General features: G+C 36.5%; 12 protein-coding genes. 7 read left to right on the top strand and 5 right to left on the bottom strand.

The window, feature by feature from the left end:
- Positions 1–7 precede the first annotated feature (7 nt).
- From H344_RS0110805 to H344_RS0110775, 7 genes are all read left to right on the top strand, one after another.
- Positions 8–799: a fimbrial biogenesis chaperone gene (locus tag H344_RS0110805; RefSeq protein ID WP_240484972.1), complete on the top strand. Its 792-nt coding sequence runs from the start codon at positions 8–10 to the stop codon at positions 797–799.
- Between the two features lie 8 nt (positions 800–807).
- Positions 808–3,612, top strand: a complete 2,805-nt coding sequence (locus tag H344_RS0110800; RefSeq protein WP_240484971.1) for a hypothetical protein — start codon at positions 808–810, stop codon at positions 3,610–3,612.
- An 11-nt stretch (positions 3,613–3,623) separates the two neighbouring features.
- On the top strand, positions 3,624–5,054 hold the full coding sequence (locus H344_RS0110795) for a hypothetical protein (protein WP_026810337.1): 1,431 nt from the start codon (positions 3,624–3,626) through the stop codon (positions 5,052–5,054).
- Between the two features lie 66 nt (positions 5,055–5,120).
- Entirely contained in the window at positions 5,121–7,886 is a 2,766-nt protein-coding gene (locus tag H344_RS0110790; RefSeq protein WP_026810336.1) for a PAS domain-containing hybrid sensor histidine kinase/response regulator, read from the top strand.
- Positions 7,887–7,914: 28 nt separating this feature from the next.
- Entirely contained in the window at positions 7,915–8,643 is a 729-nt protein-coding gene (locus H344_RS0110785) for a sensor histidine kinase (RefSeq protein WP_026810335.1), read from the top strand.
- Between the two features lie 13 nt (positions 8,644–8,656).
- Positions 8,657–9,292 (top strand): response regulator transcription factor, encoded by a 636-nt coding sequence (locus tag H344_RS0110780; RefSeq protein WP_034256442.1) that lies wholly within the window; start codon positions 8,657–8,659, stop codon positions 9,290–9,292.
- A 412-nt stretch (positions 9,293–9,704) separates the two neighbouring features.
- Positions 9,705–10,439, top strand: a complete 735-nt coding sequence (locus tag H344_RS0110775) for a sensor histidine kinase (protein ID WP_026810333.1) — start codon at positions 9,705–9,707, stop codon at positions 10,437–10,439.
- 112 nt (positions 10,440–10,551) lie between these two features.
- On the opposite strand, the gene H344_RS20055 is transcribed toward H344_RS0110775, so the two are convergent.
- The 5 genes from H344_RS20055 to acnA form a co-directional block, all read right to left on the bottom strand.
- Complete coding sequence (locus H344_RS20055; RefSeq protein WP_051254261.1) at positions 10,552–11,277, bottom strand: class I SAM-dependent methyltransferase; 726 nt, start codon at positions 11,275–11,277, stop codon at positions 10,552–10,554.
- 140 nt (positions 11,278–11,417) lie between these two features.
- Positions 11,418–12,086, bottom strand: a complete 669-nt coding sequence (locus H344_RS0110765) for a ferredoxin reductase domain-containing protein (protein ID WP_026810332.1) — start codon at positions 12,084–12,086, stop codon at positions 11,418–11,420.
- Between the two features lie 13 nt (positions 12,087–12,099).
- Entirely contained in the window at positions 12,100–12,387 is a 288-nt protein-coding gene (locus H344_RS0110760; protein ID WP_026810331.1) for a hypothetical protein, read from the bottom strand.
- 109 nt (positions 12,388–12,496) lie between these two features.
- A complete protein-coding gene (locus H344_RS0110750) occupies positions 12,497–12,913 on the bottom strand; it encodes an OsmC family protein (RefSeq protein ID WP_026810330.1) in 417 nt (138 codons plus the stop codon).
- A gap of 49 nt (positions 12,914–12,962) precedes the next feature.
- Positions 12,963–15,755, bottom strand: coding sequence for an aconitate hydratase AcnA (gene acnA / locus H344_RS0110745; protein ID WP_026810329.1), 2,793 nt, complete (start codon positions 15,753–15,755; stop codon positions 12,963–12,965).
- Positions 15,756–16,841 lie beyond the last annotated feature (1,086 nt).

Raw genomic sequence — 16,841 nt, 5'->3', positions numbered from 1 at the left:
ATAAATTATGCGTACTTTCTTTCTCTTTTTTATTTCCATTATAGCAATGACATCAGTTGCTGCACAGGGTGTATCCATGTCGCCTACCCGTTTATTTTTTACCGGTGCTCCTGGAGAAACTGTTACGGAGAAAGTGATTTTGCACAATAGTTCTAACAAGGATTATGTCCTTTCTATTAATTACAAGGATTGGAAGAGAGAACTAGATGGCAATAAAATTTATTTTGAATCTGGTGCTTTAGATAATTCTAACGCTTCTTGGCTTTCTACCCTACAAAACACGGTTAGTGTTGCTGCAGGGGCTACTAAAGAAGTGCTAGTTACTATGCAGATTCCAGAAAACGCCTCTACATCTGAACTTACTAATAGCATGTTGTTTTTTACGCAGCTGCCTACGCAAGAAGATAAAACCACTTCTAGCAGTACTGGATTAGGGATTATTACGTTGTTTGAGTTTGGACTGCATGTGTATTACACGCCTCTAGCCAATAATAATAAGAGTTTAGAAATTACCAATATAGAAGAGATTACGGATGCAGCTAGTAAAAAAGCAGCCATAAGCATTACTAATGACGGGAATGTAGTAAATGATGCTACAGTAGAATTTGAACTTACCAATACCGAAACGGGGGAAGAAATTAAATTAGATCCCACATCTATTTCCATGATGCCAGACACTCATCAAGTAGTTCAGTTTAACCTTCCAGAAGGAATTTCTGGAGAATTCCTAGGAGTTGCTATCATTAAAATGGCAGGCTCTAATGATCTTCGCGTGGGAGAAAAACACTTCAGTTTCTAGTTTAAAAATTGAGCAATCACTGTTCTATATCAATCCCTTTTTTTAGAAAAGCAGGCTTCTTCTTTGCTCTAGTTTTTCTAAATTTCTCCTATGTATATAGTCAGAAAGAGGTGGATATTGAGGCGTATTTTGAAACGGACAGTATAGCCGTAGTAAAAGGATCTACCTTCACTAATTTCTTAGTAGTGAAAAATACTAGCGACGCAGAAATTACCGTTCAGGAATTAGCCCCACAGGAAAAATACCCTGGTCTACTTTTCTATCCTAAGCAAAACTTCACCTTGGCTGCAGGAGCGAAAAAACGCCTGCCTTTAAAGTTTATTGCCAATTTAGATTTTATGAAAATGCCCTCTAATAAGATCGCATTTTCTTTTTCTTATAAGACCGCTAGCACTTCCCAAAAAATGGAAACTGCTTTTATCGCCCAAAAAGATGAAGACCGTTCTATTGCTATCTACCCGTTTTCTAGAGAAAACTACCTCAATCCCGCTACACCAGAATCGTCCCTAATGGTTTTTGTGGAAAACAGGGGTTATGCTAAAAGGAATATAAAACTGGAATTTCAATCCCTGCCAGATGGGTTGACTATAATACCTAACCAGCAAACGGTGACCTTAGAAGGTCTAGAAAAGCGAATGGTGGAGATTAGGGTAGCTACTCGAAATCAGAATGTGCTTTTTCCAGATTATAATATTGAGGTGAAAGCCACTGATCTACTTGATAATGAGCGAGTGGGAAGTAGCCGTATTCAACTTGTGGTGCTATCTTCTAACCGGCAAATTGCTAGAGGGGTAGAATCTGGAAGGAGAAGTAACTATGCAGAAGTTGCTTATAATGAAAATAGTTCTGGATATAACTACCTACAGCTAAGAGGAAATACCGAATTTTCTCCAATCGAAAATGTTTATGGGCGCTTTAATATAAACACGGATTATTACCAGCAAGACGGTCTCTATAATCTCTATGATACTTGGTTAGAATTGGAGCACAGCAATGCGGTAATGAGATTAGGAAATGTGCAAGGCAGCGATTATGATTATTCCGTTTCTGGTAGAGGAGGGGTAATTACAACCAAATTTGGTCTTAATAAGGAGATAGAGGTGTTGGCATTGCAGAACAATTACAGCCTCTATGGTACCTATTATCAGCAAACAGGAGGCTCTAAAATGACAGGGGCAAAGTACAGTTTTGGAGATCCCAATAGCTTTCATGGGAAGCTATCCTATATTTTTGAGAATGATCCTAGGCTGTCTACAGACACACAGTTGACTAACCTAACTACTTCCTTTTCTTTGAATGAGCAACATAACTTTAGCCTAGAGGCAGGATTAAGCCATGAGAAAGGACTAGTAAATAACGATAACAATACAGGCGCTTCTGCAGAACTGAATTATGATGCCAACATTGGGGATTGGAATTTTCAATCTTTAAACTCCTATTCAACTAAGTCCTACGCGGGATTAAGCAGAGGGTCCTACTATTTTAATCAACGTATTGGTCGAGAATTTACTAAAGGCAAACGAGGATTCTTATTATATCAGCGTTCTCAGGTGCAACCGGAATACCTAAGTTTTCAGAATACGGGCAATCTTTCTAACGGGTATACTATGTATCCTTTTTACTATAGTAGTTCAGAAGCCGTAAAATTGGGCTATCAATTCGCTTTCAGAAACTGGAATGTTTTGTTGTCTCCTCAGCTAGAGCATCAGAAAAACGAGAGTAATACTATTGCACGTGGACTTCTTTCTTATAGGTTTCATACCAATTTTGGCACCACCTTTGGAAACTATGGAATTAATTTTTCAGGAGAATATTCTAGATCCAAACAAGAAAATAGTATAGATTGGTTTAACAGTCTTAGGGCTACTATGTCTTATCGTTTTAAAAACTTTTCCTTAAATGGAACGGTGCAAAGGAATCCAATTAATGTGTACGAACTAAACTCTTACGATATTAGTGGGCAGGGGTTTATTAACTATAATGTATATTCTTCCTATAATTTTCAGGCCTTTAAAAGTGCTCTTTCGGGATCAGCCTCAGCAGGTGTTAACTACTCCGAGTTGTATCAAAACTTAAATAAGACGGTAACTGGAAATTTAGAATATAAGATTTCTAATAGTTGGGCTACTACTGGATATTTTAATTATTCCGATTATGAGTCCATACAATCCAACGGGTATAGTGGTTACAATTATCAGTTTAGGGTGGGAATTAAGAAGTACTTTACTGCGGCTACTTCTATCGGTAACCACAAAGTAAGTTTCCAACTTTTTGAAGATGCAAATTTCAATGAATTATTAGATTCTGGCGAACGTGTCCTTGCCAATGAAATGGTAAAACTAGATAGATATGTAGCCATAACCGATAAAAAAGGAAAGGTTACCTTTTTAAATGTACCCCAAGGCACTTATAAGTTAGAAGTAAACCAGAGTGTAGGCTCCAGATTAAGGATGGATCCTATGATATTGGTCGATAGGAACGTAAAAATGAATGTGGGCTTAGTAAAGAACATTAGGGTAACGGGGAAATTAACTGAGATTAGACAAGCGTACGATTTTAAGGAAACCACGGTCACAGGAATTGTCGTCTATGCTAAAAGTGAAGAGGGGGTGGTGCATACCGCTGTGGTAAATCAGAATGATGAGTTCGAGTTTTTCTTGAAAGATGGGCAATATGACATCTATATTAAAAATGACAAGTACAACTTCATCAATCCTAAGCAAACTATAGTAATAGGAAATACAGAGAATGTGGAGTCCTTATTATTTGAATATAAGAAGAAAGACACCGAAATAAAGGTGAAAAGATTTTAAATTTGGGAATTATGAAGGCGTTTATAAGATTTATTTTAGGAGGAGTTACCTTATTAGGTACTTTAACTTCGCTAATTGCCCAAGCACCAGTTAGAATAGAGATTCCGGCTAGTAATATTATTAATGGCACTGAGTTCTCCACAACGCTCACTGTTTTAAACACTGGGGGTCAAGATAAATGGAGAAATCATGATATCACTCCATATATGATGTCTACAAGCAATGTATTTACACATACAAACAACATTAACAAACTTCCTTCTTCTATATTACAGTGGCGTCTAGATAATATAGGAGGTAAACAACCCAAATTTCATGATCATGACGTCTATCCAGGGTATCAATGGTTTTCCACTACTCAAACAAATTGGTACGAACCCCATTCTAGAGGGGGATCTAGTTTTAATCCAGGAGAGGTAGTATTCAATTTTAAAATATCAGCTTCCGATTTTGCCAATAATATCTTTATTCCAGGAGAATATAAGTTAACCATCAACCATAATTATGGAGGTTATTTTACTCCAGATAGTTTTGATGTTATTCTTGTAATTCCCTCTACTTCTGCCTCCTCTATTAATTGGATGTCTAATAACACCATGGTAAATCATACCATTTCAAATTTAAATGCATATAGGGCATTTACAGGAAGACAAATTTCAATCGGGCAAACAAAAATTTCAAATGCTGTTGAATTTAATCTTTTTGGGAAAACCACTTCTGCAATACAATTTATATCATCTAAAGCAGTACAATCCACATTATCACCTGTATTTATAAAATTAGAAAGCTCTAATTCTTCAAAAATTTCAAAACTTCCTCTTTCTCAAGAAAACTGGACAAATTATACCCCAAATGGTCCATTTGCAGTAGCGCCTGGGAATCAAAATACATTTGACCTTAATTTTTCAATTTCAAATTTAGATCTTAAAAATTACTTTTTTAAAGCAGGGGCCTATACCTTTCAGTTAGAATTAGATGCTAAGAGTCCAGACAATGTTCATTCTGCAATACAATTAACAGATGTTACACTAGAGGTACCTCCCCTCTCAGAATTAACTATTGCCCCCTCTAAACGGGAAGTAAACTTCGAGTTTAATAGTGCAACACATTACCAGCAAGGGCAATCTAAAGTAATTCCAACTCAACTTAAGCTGTCTAACAACGAAAATTATGAGTTGTATGTAAAATCTGCCGCGGCCTTCTTCAATAAAGAAGGAGTACAATCCAGCATAAATTCTACTATTTTAGAAGTAGGTGTAAATGGCATTAGTACCGTACCCTTAACGACTACCCCGCAAAAAATTATTTCGGCAGGGGCCCCTGTTTTAGATCAGGAATTTGATATTAAATATTTAATCTCTCCATCTGCTGCGCAATCCTTAATAGAAAAGGAAAAAACTACCTATTCTATTAATGTAATTTATAGCTTTACCGCTCAATAAATCGTAAAGTTATTTTCGTTGTCCATGCCATAATAGCATTGATACTTATTAAAGTGAAAAATTAAAATGAACAATCATAACAATAGTTCAGAGCAATATCAATCTTTATGTAGATTAAAGACACTCAATACCATTTATAAAGATGTTTTTGACTTCCTAATCTATTCCGTTTCAGAAGTGCTAGGTGTACCGCTATGTACCATTACTATATTTAAAGAGTCGGAGGTGTATGTAGTAGCAACAAACGATGATTCCATAGAAAAAATATGGTCTCTAGATCCTGAATTAAAAATTGTTGAACAGGAAAGCGGGAAGGCGTTGAATTTAGCGCCTCACTCCACAGATAAATTTGAGGTAAGGTTTAGCAAAGCACTCCCTATTTTTCATTTTAATGGTTCCCTAGTAGGGAGTCTAAATATTTTTTATGATAAAGAAAAAGAATTAACGGAGTTTGAAAATACATTTCTGGCTAAAGCTATTAAACAGGTGAACTTTTTAGTAGCGAGTAAGCTTAGAGACCAACGTTTAGAAAATCAGGATACGCTATTTAACCTGTCTAGGGATTTAATTGGTATTATCTCCTTTGAGGGGGTTTTAATCTCGCACAACCCCTCATTTACAAATACATTGGGGTGGAGTATAGAAGAGTTTTTGGGATTGCCTTTAGGAAATATTATTCTTGAAGAAGACCTAGAGAAAACTGCGAAGTCAATGGAGAAACTTAAGTCTGGAGAATCCGTTGTTAATTTCACCAATAGATTTAAGACAAAAGATGGTGAGATTAAATGGATGGAATGGACCAGTACTCCAATTATGGATGCAGAAATTATATTAACTATTGGTCGTGATGTTACCGAGTTTGTAAAAAGAGAGCAACTGCTAGAAAAAAGCGAACAAAAATTCCATAATTTATTTAATAATGTAACAGGGATTTTAAGTATTCATGATCTTGAAGGAAACTTTATAGACGTTAATCCTGCAGGCTTGAAGGCTTCCGGATATACTGAGCAAGAGATGAAGCAGTCCACTATTTTTGATTTGATTTCTGCAGATAGGAAGGAGAAAGTAAAGGAGTATTTGTCTGCAGTAAGTGAATGCGGAAAGGCCTCGGGAGAAATGGCTATTGTTAAGAAATCTGGGGAAAAGGCTGTTTGGTATTTTATGAGCAACCTAGATGAGGATGAGAAAGGAAATAAGCGAATTTTAACCAGCGTAATAGATATCTCGGAGCAAAAGAAATTGTCCGATGAGCTTTTAAAAGCTAAGGAAGAAGCGGAAGAAGCATTAAAAGTGAAGTCGCAGTTTATAGCCAATATGAGTCATGAAATTCGCACTCCTTTAAATGGGATTATTGGTTTTACGGAATTGGCGCTAGGCACAAAACTAAATGATACGCAAAAGCAATACCTAGAGATTATCAATCAGTCTGGTGTTGCACTGTATAGTATTATTAACGATATCCTAGATTTCTCCAAAATTGAAAGTAACAAAATGAAGTTAGATCTAGATAGGGTAGATCTGGAGGAGTTAATTTCTGAAACTTTCAATATTGTTTCCTTTGGAATAAATAAAAAAGGGTTGGAGATGTTGATGGATATAGACCATAACATTCCCCGATATATCTGGGCAGACGCTACGAGACTAAAACAGGTTTTAGTAAATCTATTAGGCAACGCTTTAAAGTTTACCGAGCAAGGTGAAATTAAGTTGTACGTAACTATTTTAGAAGATTACGGCAACAATAAAATGCGTTTGCGTTTTGGAGTCAGTGATACTGGTATTGGGATTCATAAGGATAAACAAGAAGAAGTTTTTAGTCCGTTTACCCAAGAGGATGGGAGTATTACCAAAAGATATGGGGGTACCGGTCTGGGACTTACAATTTCTAATAAGTTGTTGGCCTTAGGGAATAGCATCTTGCAACTAGATAGTGAACAGGGGAAAGGAAGTGACTTCTATTTTGATATTGAATTTAAAGTAGAACATGAGGAAACAGATAATGGCCTAGAGGATATTAAGAGGGTGCTTATTGTTGATGACAATGAGAACAACCGAAAAATCCTAAGACGGATGTTAGAAATTAAAAACATTGAAGTAGAGGAAGCAGACAGTGGTCTAAAAGCTTTGTTGATTATGATGGATCATCCGGAGTTTGATGTCATTATTATGGATTATCACATGCCGGTAATGGATGGGATAGAGACTATTCGGAAAATTAAAGGACTTGCCCCATCTCAATCTTGTGAAATACCATTTATTGTACTGTATAGCTCTTCTGATGACAATCAATTACAAGCTGCCTGTGAGGAATTAGAAATAGAAAGTAGATTGGTAAAGCCAATTAGGATGCGGCAAATGTATGCAACCCTGGCTGGACTTAAAAATATTGCTTCTGAGAAACCTAAAGCGCCTAAAGATATTGTTTTAGAACCAAGTAGTCCCAAATTAAAAATTCTAATAGCGGAGGATAATGAGATTAATATGCATCTAACCAAGTTGTTTTTGCTAGAACTTGTTCCTAACGTTATTGTTATTGAGGCTTTAAATGGGAAAGAAGCGGTTGAGAAATATACCCATGAAAAACCAGACATCGTTTTAATGGATGTGCAAATGCCCAAAATGAACGGCTTAGAGGCTACTCAACTTATTAGAGCTTCTGAAGAGGAGGTAGAAGTGCCAATTATAGCGCTAACTGCCGGAAGCTTACCAGGAGAGAAAGAAAGATGTTTGGATGCGGGGATGACAGATTTCTTGGCGAAACCTATCTTACAGCAGTCGTTGGGTAATATGCTTGCCAAATGGTTAGGAGAACCAATTTATGATAAAAACTAAGTATAAAACAACTAGTATTAATTAGGCTATGGGTACAGAAACAAAAGAGCTAATAGCAGAAATCCAAAAACTGCAGCAAGAAAGTGAATTAAAGACAGGGTGGATTTCCTTAATCTCCCATGATTTTAAAGGAGTCTTTAGAAACCTATTGTGGCTTACTGAAGCAGTGGAAAACGAGGGAATGAGTAAAGATGACTTCTTTAAGTTATTGCCAAGAATAAAGGAGGATGCCCAAAAGAACCTTCAAACGGTTACGGATACTAGCGATTGGATAAAAAGTCAGATTAACGGTTTTGAACCTAAAAAGTCTAAAATATTTGTTTTAGACCTATTTATTCAACTTAAAAAAGAATTTGAGGAGAAATTAGAAGATAAGAAAATGGACTTTCAATTTAAGGGAAATGAAAGCCTAGTTTTTTATAGCGATGAGTTTCTTGTTTTGTTTATTTTAAAAAAGCTTTTAGACAATGCTATAAAGTTTTCCCATGAGAATGGATGTATAGAGTTTAAGGCATTAGCGTCTGATGATACTATTAGTTTATCCATAAAAGATAGTGGTGTAGGAATGAGCAAGGAGACTAAAGATTTACTATATTCTTTTGAAGGTCCAGTGTTTGAAGGAACAAAAGGTGAAATTGGTGCGGGCTTAGGTTTGAAGGTTGTAAAAAATTTCGTATCCTTGCTCGCAGGAAAAATAGATATTATCACTACTGAGAATGTAGGGACTAAAATTACTATTTCCTTACCCCCGAATTGAAAAGTAATACATTATGTTAACCGCCTCTCGTATTTTAGTTGCAGATGATCATGTTATAGTACGTATGGGATTGGTTCAAATGATTGAGAAACAGAGGCCTAACGCTGTTCTTTCTGAAGTTGACGATTATAAGTCTCTTATGGCTCTGGTCTCTAAGGAAAAATTCGACCTAGTTATCCTAGACGTAAATATGCCTAATGGTACGCTGCAACAGGCCATTGATTTTATAAAGTTAAAGCAACCATCGCTAAAAATCTTAATTTTTTCTTCTCAAGAAGAGCATTTGTACGCCCTGCGTTATCTTAAAATGGGTGCAGATGGATTTTTAAACAAATTGTCGCCCAAGGAGCAAATAGATGACGCCATTACTACTATATTAAAGACAGGCCGATATTTAAGTGATGAGGTGAAAGAACAATTGGTTTTTAGTAAATTAAATAATCAGGAGAATGCTGCATCTATTGAAGCATTATCTAACAGGGAATTAGAGGTTGCGCATAAATTAATAGAGGGGCTTACCTTAAAAGAGCTGTCTAATCAGTTAAATCTTCACGTTTCTACGGTTAGTACCTATAAGAATAGAATATTCGAGAAACTGAACGTTCAATCTATTCCCGAGCTTATCGCTATTATGCGGGTTTATAATTGATTTGAAGTTCAGCAGTGCCTCTGCTGTCGCTTATCACTATTTCATCATACCTAGGAGAACCATTACTCAAACCTTCTGATATTCCTTGCCTTAAGATTGCTTCTAATCAGAATGACGTTAAATATTATCTTTGATTTTGAGTGACGTTGTTAATGCGGGTAGCTTAGATTAAGATAATTTCAGTAGTTTAGATGTTAAGCTATTAGAATAATAAGAACCTGAGAGGAGAATAGTATAGTAGTTGTCAAAGGTTAGAGGGGTTCTTGTAGGATAGAAAAATGCCTAGATTTAGGAATGATGAATTTCTTAGATCCCTCCTTTATAAACAAATTTTATTGAGGTAAATACTATTTGGTTGGGTATCAGTGAACATAAAGAATTAATGCGATAAGTGCCTAGATAAATTTAAAGAATGAGTAAGGAGATAAAGGAGCTTAGGGAAGAGAAAAAAAGGTTACAAGAAGAAATTGAACTTAAGAAGGGGTGGATTTCATTACTCTCGCACGATTTTAAAGAGGTTTTTGGAAATTTATTATGGCTAATTCAATCTTTAGAAAGTGAGTTCGTAAGCAAAGAAGATTTTTTTAATTTGTGGCCTCGGATAACGAAAGATGCAGAAAAAAGCCTCCAAACTGTTAATGATACTAGTACTTGGCTTAAAACACAATTAGATAAGTACAAACCTCAAAAAACGGAGCTGACGGCGTATGATTTATTTATAGCGCTTAAGGAAGGGTCTGATGAAGCGCTGACTGAAAAGAAAATTGACTTTACATTTAAGGGGGATGAAAGCCTGACATTTTCTAATGATTCTTTTTTGATTTTGTTCATTTTGAAAAAATTGGTGAATAATGCTATAAAGTTCTCAGAATCTGGTAAATCGGTCGATTTTGAGGTGTTAAGGAGTGAAAATGACATCGTTATCTCTGTAATAGATTATGGATTAGGAATGGGAAAAGAAACTCAAAAATTGTTATACTCTTTTGAGGGGCCTGTATTTCAGGGAACAAATGGAGAAGTAGGCGCAGGATTAAGCTTAATAATCGTACAACAGTTTCTTAGTTTATTGCAAGGAGAAATGGAAGTGGTTTCCACAGAACATAAGGGGACAAAAGTAACTATTGCCTTCCCCGAAATAACCACCTAATTTACTGGATAATCGTGATATGAATACTCCTAGCTAGCTTGCCCGAATCTTTCAGGCGGGCCTGCCGCGAGGTAGTTTACTTCTAACCTTGCTTAGATAGCCTTTTTAGTCGTTATTCTGCAGCTATAATTAAAGCTGGACTATCTATAGAATGCGCTTCCATATTAAAATTCCCATAAAAGCTACAATTCCTAAATCCTGCCTTATTCAATAAACTAGCCAATTGCTCTTTTAAAAGAGGGAGTAATGGAATACTATTTTCAATTATTTGTTGTGTAGATTTTATCGTTAATCGTGTATTAAAATCAATTTTGTTTCCTGATGAGTGATAATTATAGTTCCGTTCAAATATAATTTCATCATTTTCTATAGTTGGTAGTTGCCTAATATTCTTCACAAGAATCTTATCGTAATTTACTATTTGCAACAATAACTTTCCATTGGGCTTAAGGACTGCTTTAGATTGTTGTAGAAAATTGTTTATTTCACTTAGGGAGTTCAAATGAACTAATGTATTTCCAAAACATATAATTCCATCTATAGAATGCTTAGCCAGGAAATGGTCTAGTTTAAGCATGCTTAGTTCGTGAAATTGAACAGAGTTTAACGCATCTTTCGCTTTGGTTTTAGCTACTCTAATCATTTCAGCATCCATATCAATTCCCACTACATTCTGGTAATAATTGCTCAACGCCAAGGAAAGTGTTCCAATACCACATCCAATATCTAAAAGCTTTGAGTCACTTGTTGGTAGTGTAGACTTAACAAAATCGATTTGTTTGTCATTAATTTTAAAAATATGGTGATAATAGGGAGCAATCTGCTGGTAAAAACTCATAATCATTATTTTACCCCTAAAGATAACGGTTGCAACCTACTTTATATAACCATTTGTTATTGTTTCTACTGTGGCTTTTAAAAGTGAGGAATAGCAACTTTTAGAAAAATGGGTCTGAATCGCAATTTTTCTGTAATATGTTAGAACGCTTCTTTTACTATCATGTTCTTATTTATATGTAGGTCTGCTAGTTCTTTTTCAATGGCATCCATCATCTTTGGAGGCCCGCATACATAGAAATAGCCATTTAAGTTGGCGTTTTTCTTTATCGTATCTGCGGTAATGTAACCGTGTTGATAATCATCTGTCTTTTCTTCAGATAGAATATTAACACAGTGCTGTCCTAACATGTCCTTAAATTCCTTTTCCAAGATAATATCGGACTTTGTTTTATTGGCGAAAAGAAGGGTATTGTTGCCAAGTTTACCTTTAGCTTTTAGATCCCGAAGAATGGCAATAAAAGGGGTGATGCCAGCGCCTCCAGCAATAAAAGTTCCCTCTCCCTTATAATTGATATCCCCAAATATATCATTGACGATTAATTGGTCTCCGGCATGTAATTTTAGTAGCTCCTTGGTAACTCCATCATGACTCGGATAGGTCTTTATCATAAACTCTAAATGATCCATATTAGGAAGTGAGGTAAAAGTAAATGGCCTTCCTTCTTTCTCCCAACCCCTTTGGTTTATGAAAATTTCCGTCGCCTGTCCAGGAACATATTTCACTTCCTTGGGTTTTTCGGTGACAATTTGTAACACGTCATGGGTGGCGTGGTTAATAGCTCTGATTTTAACGACATGCTTTTCCATAATTCATAGGATATTATGATTTTTTCTCTAAATCTGAGTGGTAAGAACAGTTGGGGCAGTCTTTAATCTCTCCCTGTTTTAAACGTATGCCATCTATATACTTCACCATAAATTTTTGAATCTTCATATACTTAGCGCGATGGTTGTTTACATCTATCTGTTTGTCTTTGAACAATTGACGTATTTTATGGTCATATTCCTGACGCCCCCAACACAGGGAACAGGTTCCTTCGGGAGATTTCCCTTCTGTTTCTTTTTGGGGCTTATCAAAAAAGCGTACTATGTTTTCTATTAGGTCCATAATAGTGTGGTTTTTTTCATCAAAGGTAAATGTGTGGTGGGCATAAGCAGCCCACCATTCATTTTGATATGATCTAATTGTTTTCCAACATTACTGTTAAATAGATGCCTCATTCCAATTGGGCATCCATGGTTATCTTAAAACTTAAGGCCTTGCTTACTGGGCAATTCTCTTTAGCTGTTTTAGCATATACCTTAAAATCATCTATACTGATATTGGGTATTTTAGCCTTCAAGGTTAAATGGGACTCGGTAAGGTCTAATTTCTCTACATCCATAGTAATGGTAGCAGCAACGTCCAGATAGTCTGCCGTGTAACCTGCCTCTCCCAAGATAGAGCTCAGTGCCATGGCAAAGCAGCCTGCATGTGCTGCTGCTAGTAATTCATCCGGATTGGTGCTTTTGCCATCCCCAAAACGAGAGTTAAAGCAGTATTTAGAATTGTCTAACACCTTGCTCTGGGTAGTTATTTTTCCTTCCCCACCTTTAAGGGAGCCCTTCCAAAGGGCATGTGCTGTTCTTTTCATAGTAAATGGTTTTATAGATTTATATTGTAGAAGTAATATCTTCTGTTTATTATTTTTCTTTCTCTAAGAATTGCCTTAATACATATTGTAAAATTCCACCATGACGGTAATATTCAATATCTATGGGTGAGTCTAGTCGTACAATTGCTCCGAATTTAATTTCTTCTCCTTTCTCGTTTTTGGCAATCACCTTAATTTCCTTTAAAGGAGTAATATCCTGGGCAATTCCGGTAATAGTAAAAGTTTCCGTTCCGGTGATACCTAGTTTCTCTGCGGTGTCGCCCTCTTTAAATTGTAAGGGTAATACTCCAAGGCCTACCAAATTGCTTCGGTGGATGCGTTCATAGCTTTCTGCCAGAACAGATTTAATTCCCAGTAGGAAGGTGCCTTTTGCTGCCCAATCTCTAGAGGATCCACTTCCATATTCTTTCCCGGTCAGTACAATCAATGGGGTATTGTCTGCTTGGTATTTTTGCGCAGCATTAAAAACAGACATTTCTTCTCCTGTGGGGAGGTGAGTAGTAAATCCCCCCTCTTTTATCGCCAGTTTATTTTTAATACGAACATTTGCAAAGGTACCGCGTACCATTACTTCGTCGTTCCCGCGACGACTCCCATAGGAATTGAATGCTTCTTTTTTTATTCCTCGGGAGATCAGGTATTGCCCCGCAGCCGAATGTTCGTCAAAAGCACCGGCTGGTGAGATATGATCGGTTGTTATACTATCTCCCAACACTAATAGAGCACGGGCATTTTCTATGTCTCGCAAGGCAGGAGCCTTCTCAGAAATATTTTTGAAAAACGGAATCTCTTTAATATAAGTCGACTCATCGTCCCATTTATACAACCTGCCTTCTGGGATTTCTAGGTTTCTCCATATATCGTTGCCTTCAAATATCTCCCCGTAATTTTTTGCAAAATCTTTAGGTGATAGTACGCGTGCGAGAATCTCATTTATTTCGTCATCGGAAGGCCAGATGTCTTTAAGATATACTGGTAACCCATTCTTGTCATAGCTAATAGGGTCCTTGGTGAGGTCTATATCTACCCTTCCTGCAATGGCATAGGCAACAACTAACATGGGCGACATTAAGAAATTCATTTTTACTTGGGAATGTACCCTAGCTTCAAAATTTCTATTCCCCGATAGTACAGAGCATACCACCAAATCATGATCATCTACAGCCTTGGCAATTGCTGGAGGTAGAGGACCCGAATTTCCTATACAAGAAGTACATCCATATCCTACCAAATGAAACTGTAAGGCTTCCAAGTCTTTCATTAAGTCGGCTTTCTTTAAATAATCGGTCACCACCTTAGAGCCTGGAGCTAGAGAAGTTTTTACCCAAGGTTTCACATCAATACCATGTTGACGGGCTTTTTTGGCAACTAAACCTGCTCCAATCATTACAAATGGGTTGGAGGTATTGGTACAGGAGGTAATTGCTGCGATAACTACAGAGCCATCGGAAAGCATAAATTTATCGTCCCCCTCATTTATCCAAACCGTTTTAAGTCCGTCTTTTTCCTTGGTTTCAACTACTGCTTTGTGAGGCTGATGCTGGGTTTGAGGTTCAGGTTGATTGCCACCTTCCCCTTTCCACCTAGCTAGGGAGGTTAGCGTTTCTCGATCTTTTTGCTCTATATATTCGCGTTCAAATGAATCATTTAATAGATTGATAAAGGTAGGTTTAAAATTTCGTAATAAAATTTTGTCCTGTGGTCTTTTAGGTCCGGCTACAGTAGGTTCTATTGAGGAAACCTCTAGTTCTACAACCTCACTATACTTTATTTTTTCCTCGTTTTCCCTCCAAAGCATATTGGTCTTGCAATATTTTTCTACTAGGTTGATATGTTCTTCCGAGCGATTGCTTTTTCGCATGTATTCTAATGTCTTGTCATCTATAGGGAAATAGGTGATAGTGCATCCAAACTCTGGGGACATATTGCCAATAGTAGCCCTATCTGGTACGGAAAGATGGTCTAGCCCAGGTCCAAACACCTCTACAAATTTACCTACTACACCTTGTTTTCTCAGTAGGTTGGCAATAGTTAAAACAAGGTCGGTAGCAGTAGATCCCAAGGGAAGTTTCCCCGTGAGTTTAAGTCCTATGACTTCTGGAGTGATAAAATAAATAGGCTGCCCCAAAATGGCGGCTTCTGCTTCTATACCGCCTACACCCCAAGCTACTACACCAATTCCATTTACCATAGGAGTATGGCTATCCGTACCCACTAGGGTATCAGGAAATAATTCTCCATCCCTTTCAATAACACCTTTAGAGAAATACTCCAAATTTACCTGATGACAAATACCCATTCCAGGAGGTACTACACTGAAATTATCGAAAGATTTTTGAGCCCATTTTAAGAACTGATATCGTTCTTTATTACGATCATATTCCTTTTCCATGTTTCGCTCATAGGAATAGTTGGTGCCAAAATAATCTACCTGTACGGAATGGTCTATAACCAAGTCCACAGGAACCAAAGGATTAATTAAATCTGGATTTCTCCCTTTTCTGGCTACCTCTGCACGTAGGGAGGCGATATCTACCACTGCCGGGACTCCCGTGAAATCTTGCATTAATACCCGAGCGGGTTTAAAAGGGATGTCCTTTTCGGATCCTGTGGGCTGCCAGTGTAATAAGGTTTCAATATGCTCTTTGGTGATAGCGAAACCATCAAAATTACGAAGCATATTTTCTAAAAGAATCCGAATGGAAAAAGGCAGACTTTCTATTTTAAATCCTTGATTATGTAATTCGGTAAGACTGTAGTAGGTGAAAGTTTTCTCTGCTATTGGGATTGTCTTTTTAATTTTATAAGGATCTTTTTTCATGTCGTTTTTATTTTTAGTGAGTACGGGTTTAATGCATGTAATGAGACTAATCTTACTTATTTAGGTAATTGTATTAATTGAACTTATTTTTAATTAGACTTTTAGCTAATTGGGAGAATATGGTGTTCTTTTTTTGGGGGAGGGCAAAGGGCTTATCTAAGAGCCTATTTAGAGTAAGAAGGTGATAAATAGACTTAACTTTCTCTAAAATATTACTCCATATAATGCGCTTTGGTGTACGTCTACATTAACTGTAAAATAGAGTCCATGAGGTTATTCTGATTTATAGTTAAGGGTGCAATAGTATTAGCTCAATTACAAGATACCTGTCTATCATAAAGATACGCAATATTTTATTTAGGAGGAAATTATCTTAAATAAGAGTTTGTTAAGTTAAATACCTCGTTTTTATCCTGTTAAGTAGACCTTGGTTTTAAGGTTGCCTTAGGTTTGTGGTTGTTTTGACAGTGCTAGGTGAGGAGGGGGGAATTTTGCCTAAACTCTTAAGAATTGGAAGGGTAGATTTAGCAAATAGTCTCTTAAAAGTTTCCTTATAACTGTAGAAAATACATATATTATTTGTTTAGTTCCTTTAAGGATGAGCACTTGGTTTTTTACGATTTCAATATTTTGTTTTCAATTCTATGATGCTTTTGAGCAATTTAGCCGAGTTTATGAACATTGGTCGGGGATTTTTTTTTGTTTATCTAGTACTGCATAATTTAATTCCAACTTTTCGTTTGAAGAGGGCTACTGAGATTTCATCTAGATAAAATTTATTTAGTGGAATTGGTTAATCAAAGGGGGATATCCGTCAAAAAATAATTTGGTTTTCAGATAGATGTGGGAAGTGATAAGTTAATAAGATATACTTTTTGAGGAATGAAAGGAAAATTCAAGTTTATAGAGGTTGTTCTCACTTTTAGTGGAGCGGTCGTTTTGGTGATCTTACTTTTGGTGTTATCTAAATTTTTTTGGGGAATGTAATTTAGCTTAATTGCTTTCTGCGTATAGTCCATTTTTTGGGTGTAGGCTTTAAGTAAATTTGAATATTTTTTTGTCCTATTTTTAAGAATAATTGTTGTT

The sequence above is a fragment of the Arenibacter latericius DSM 15913 genome, assembly GCF_000424985.1.
GTDB classification, from domain to species: domain Bacteria; phylum Bacteroidota; class Bacteroidia; order Flavobacteriales; family Flavobacteriaceae; genus Arenibacter; species Arenibacter latericius.
The sequence above is the reverse complement of the archived record's forward strand: the minus strand, read 5'-3'. Positions and strand labels throughout refer to the sequence as shown.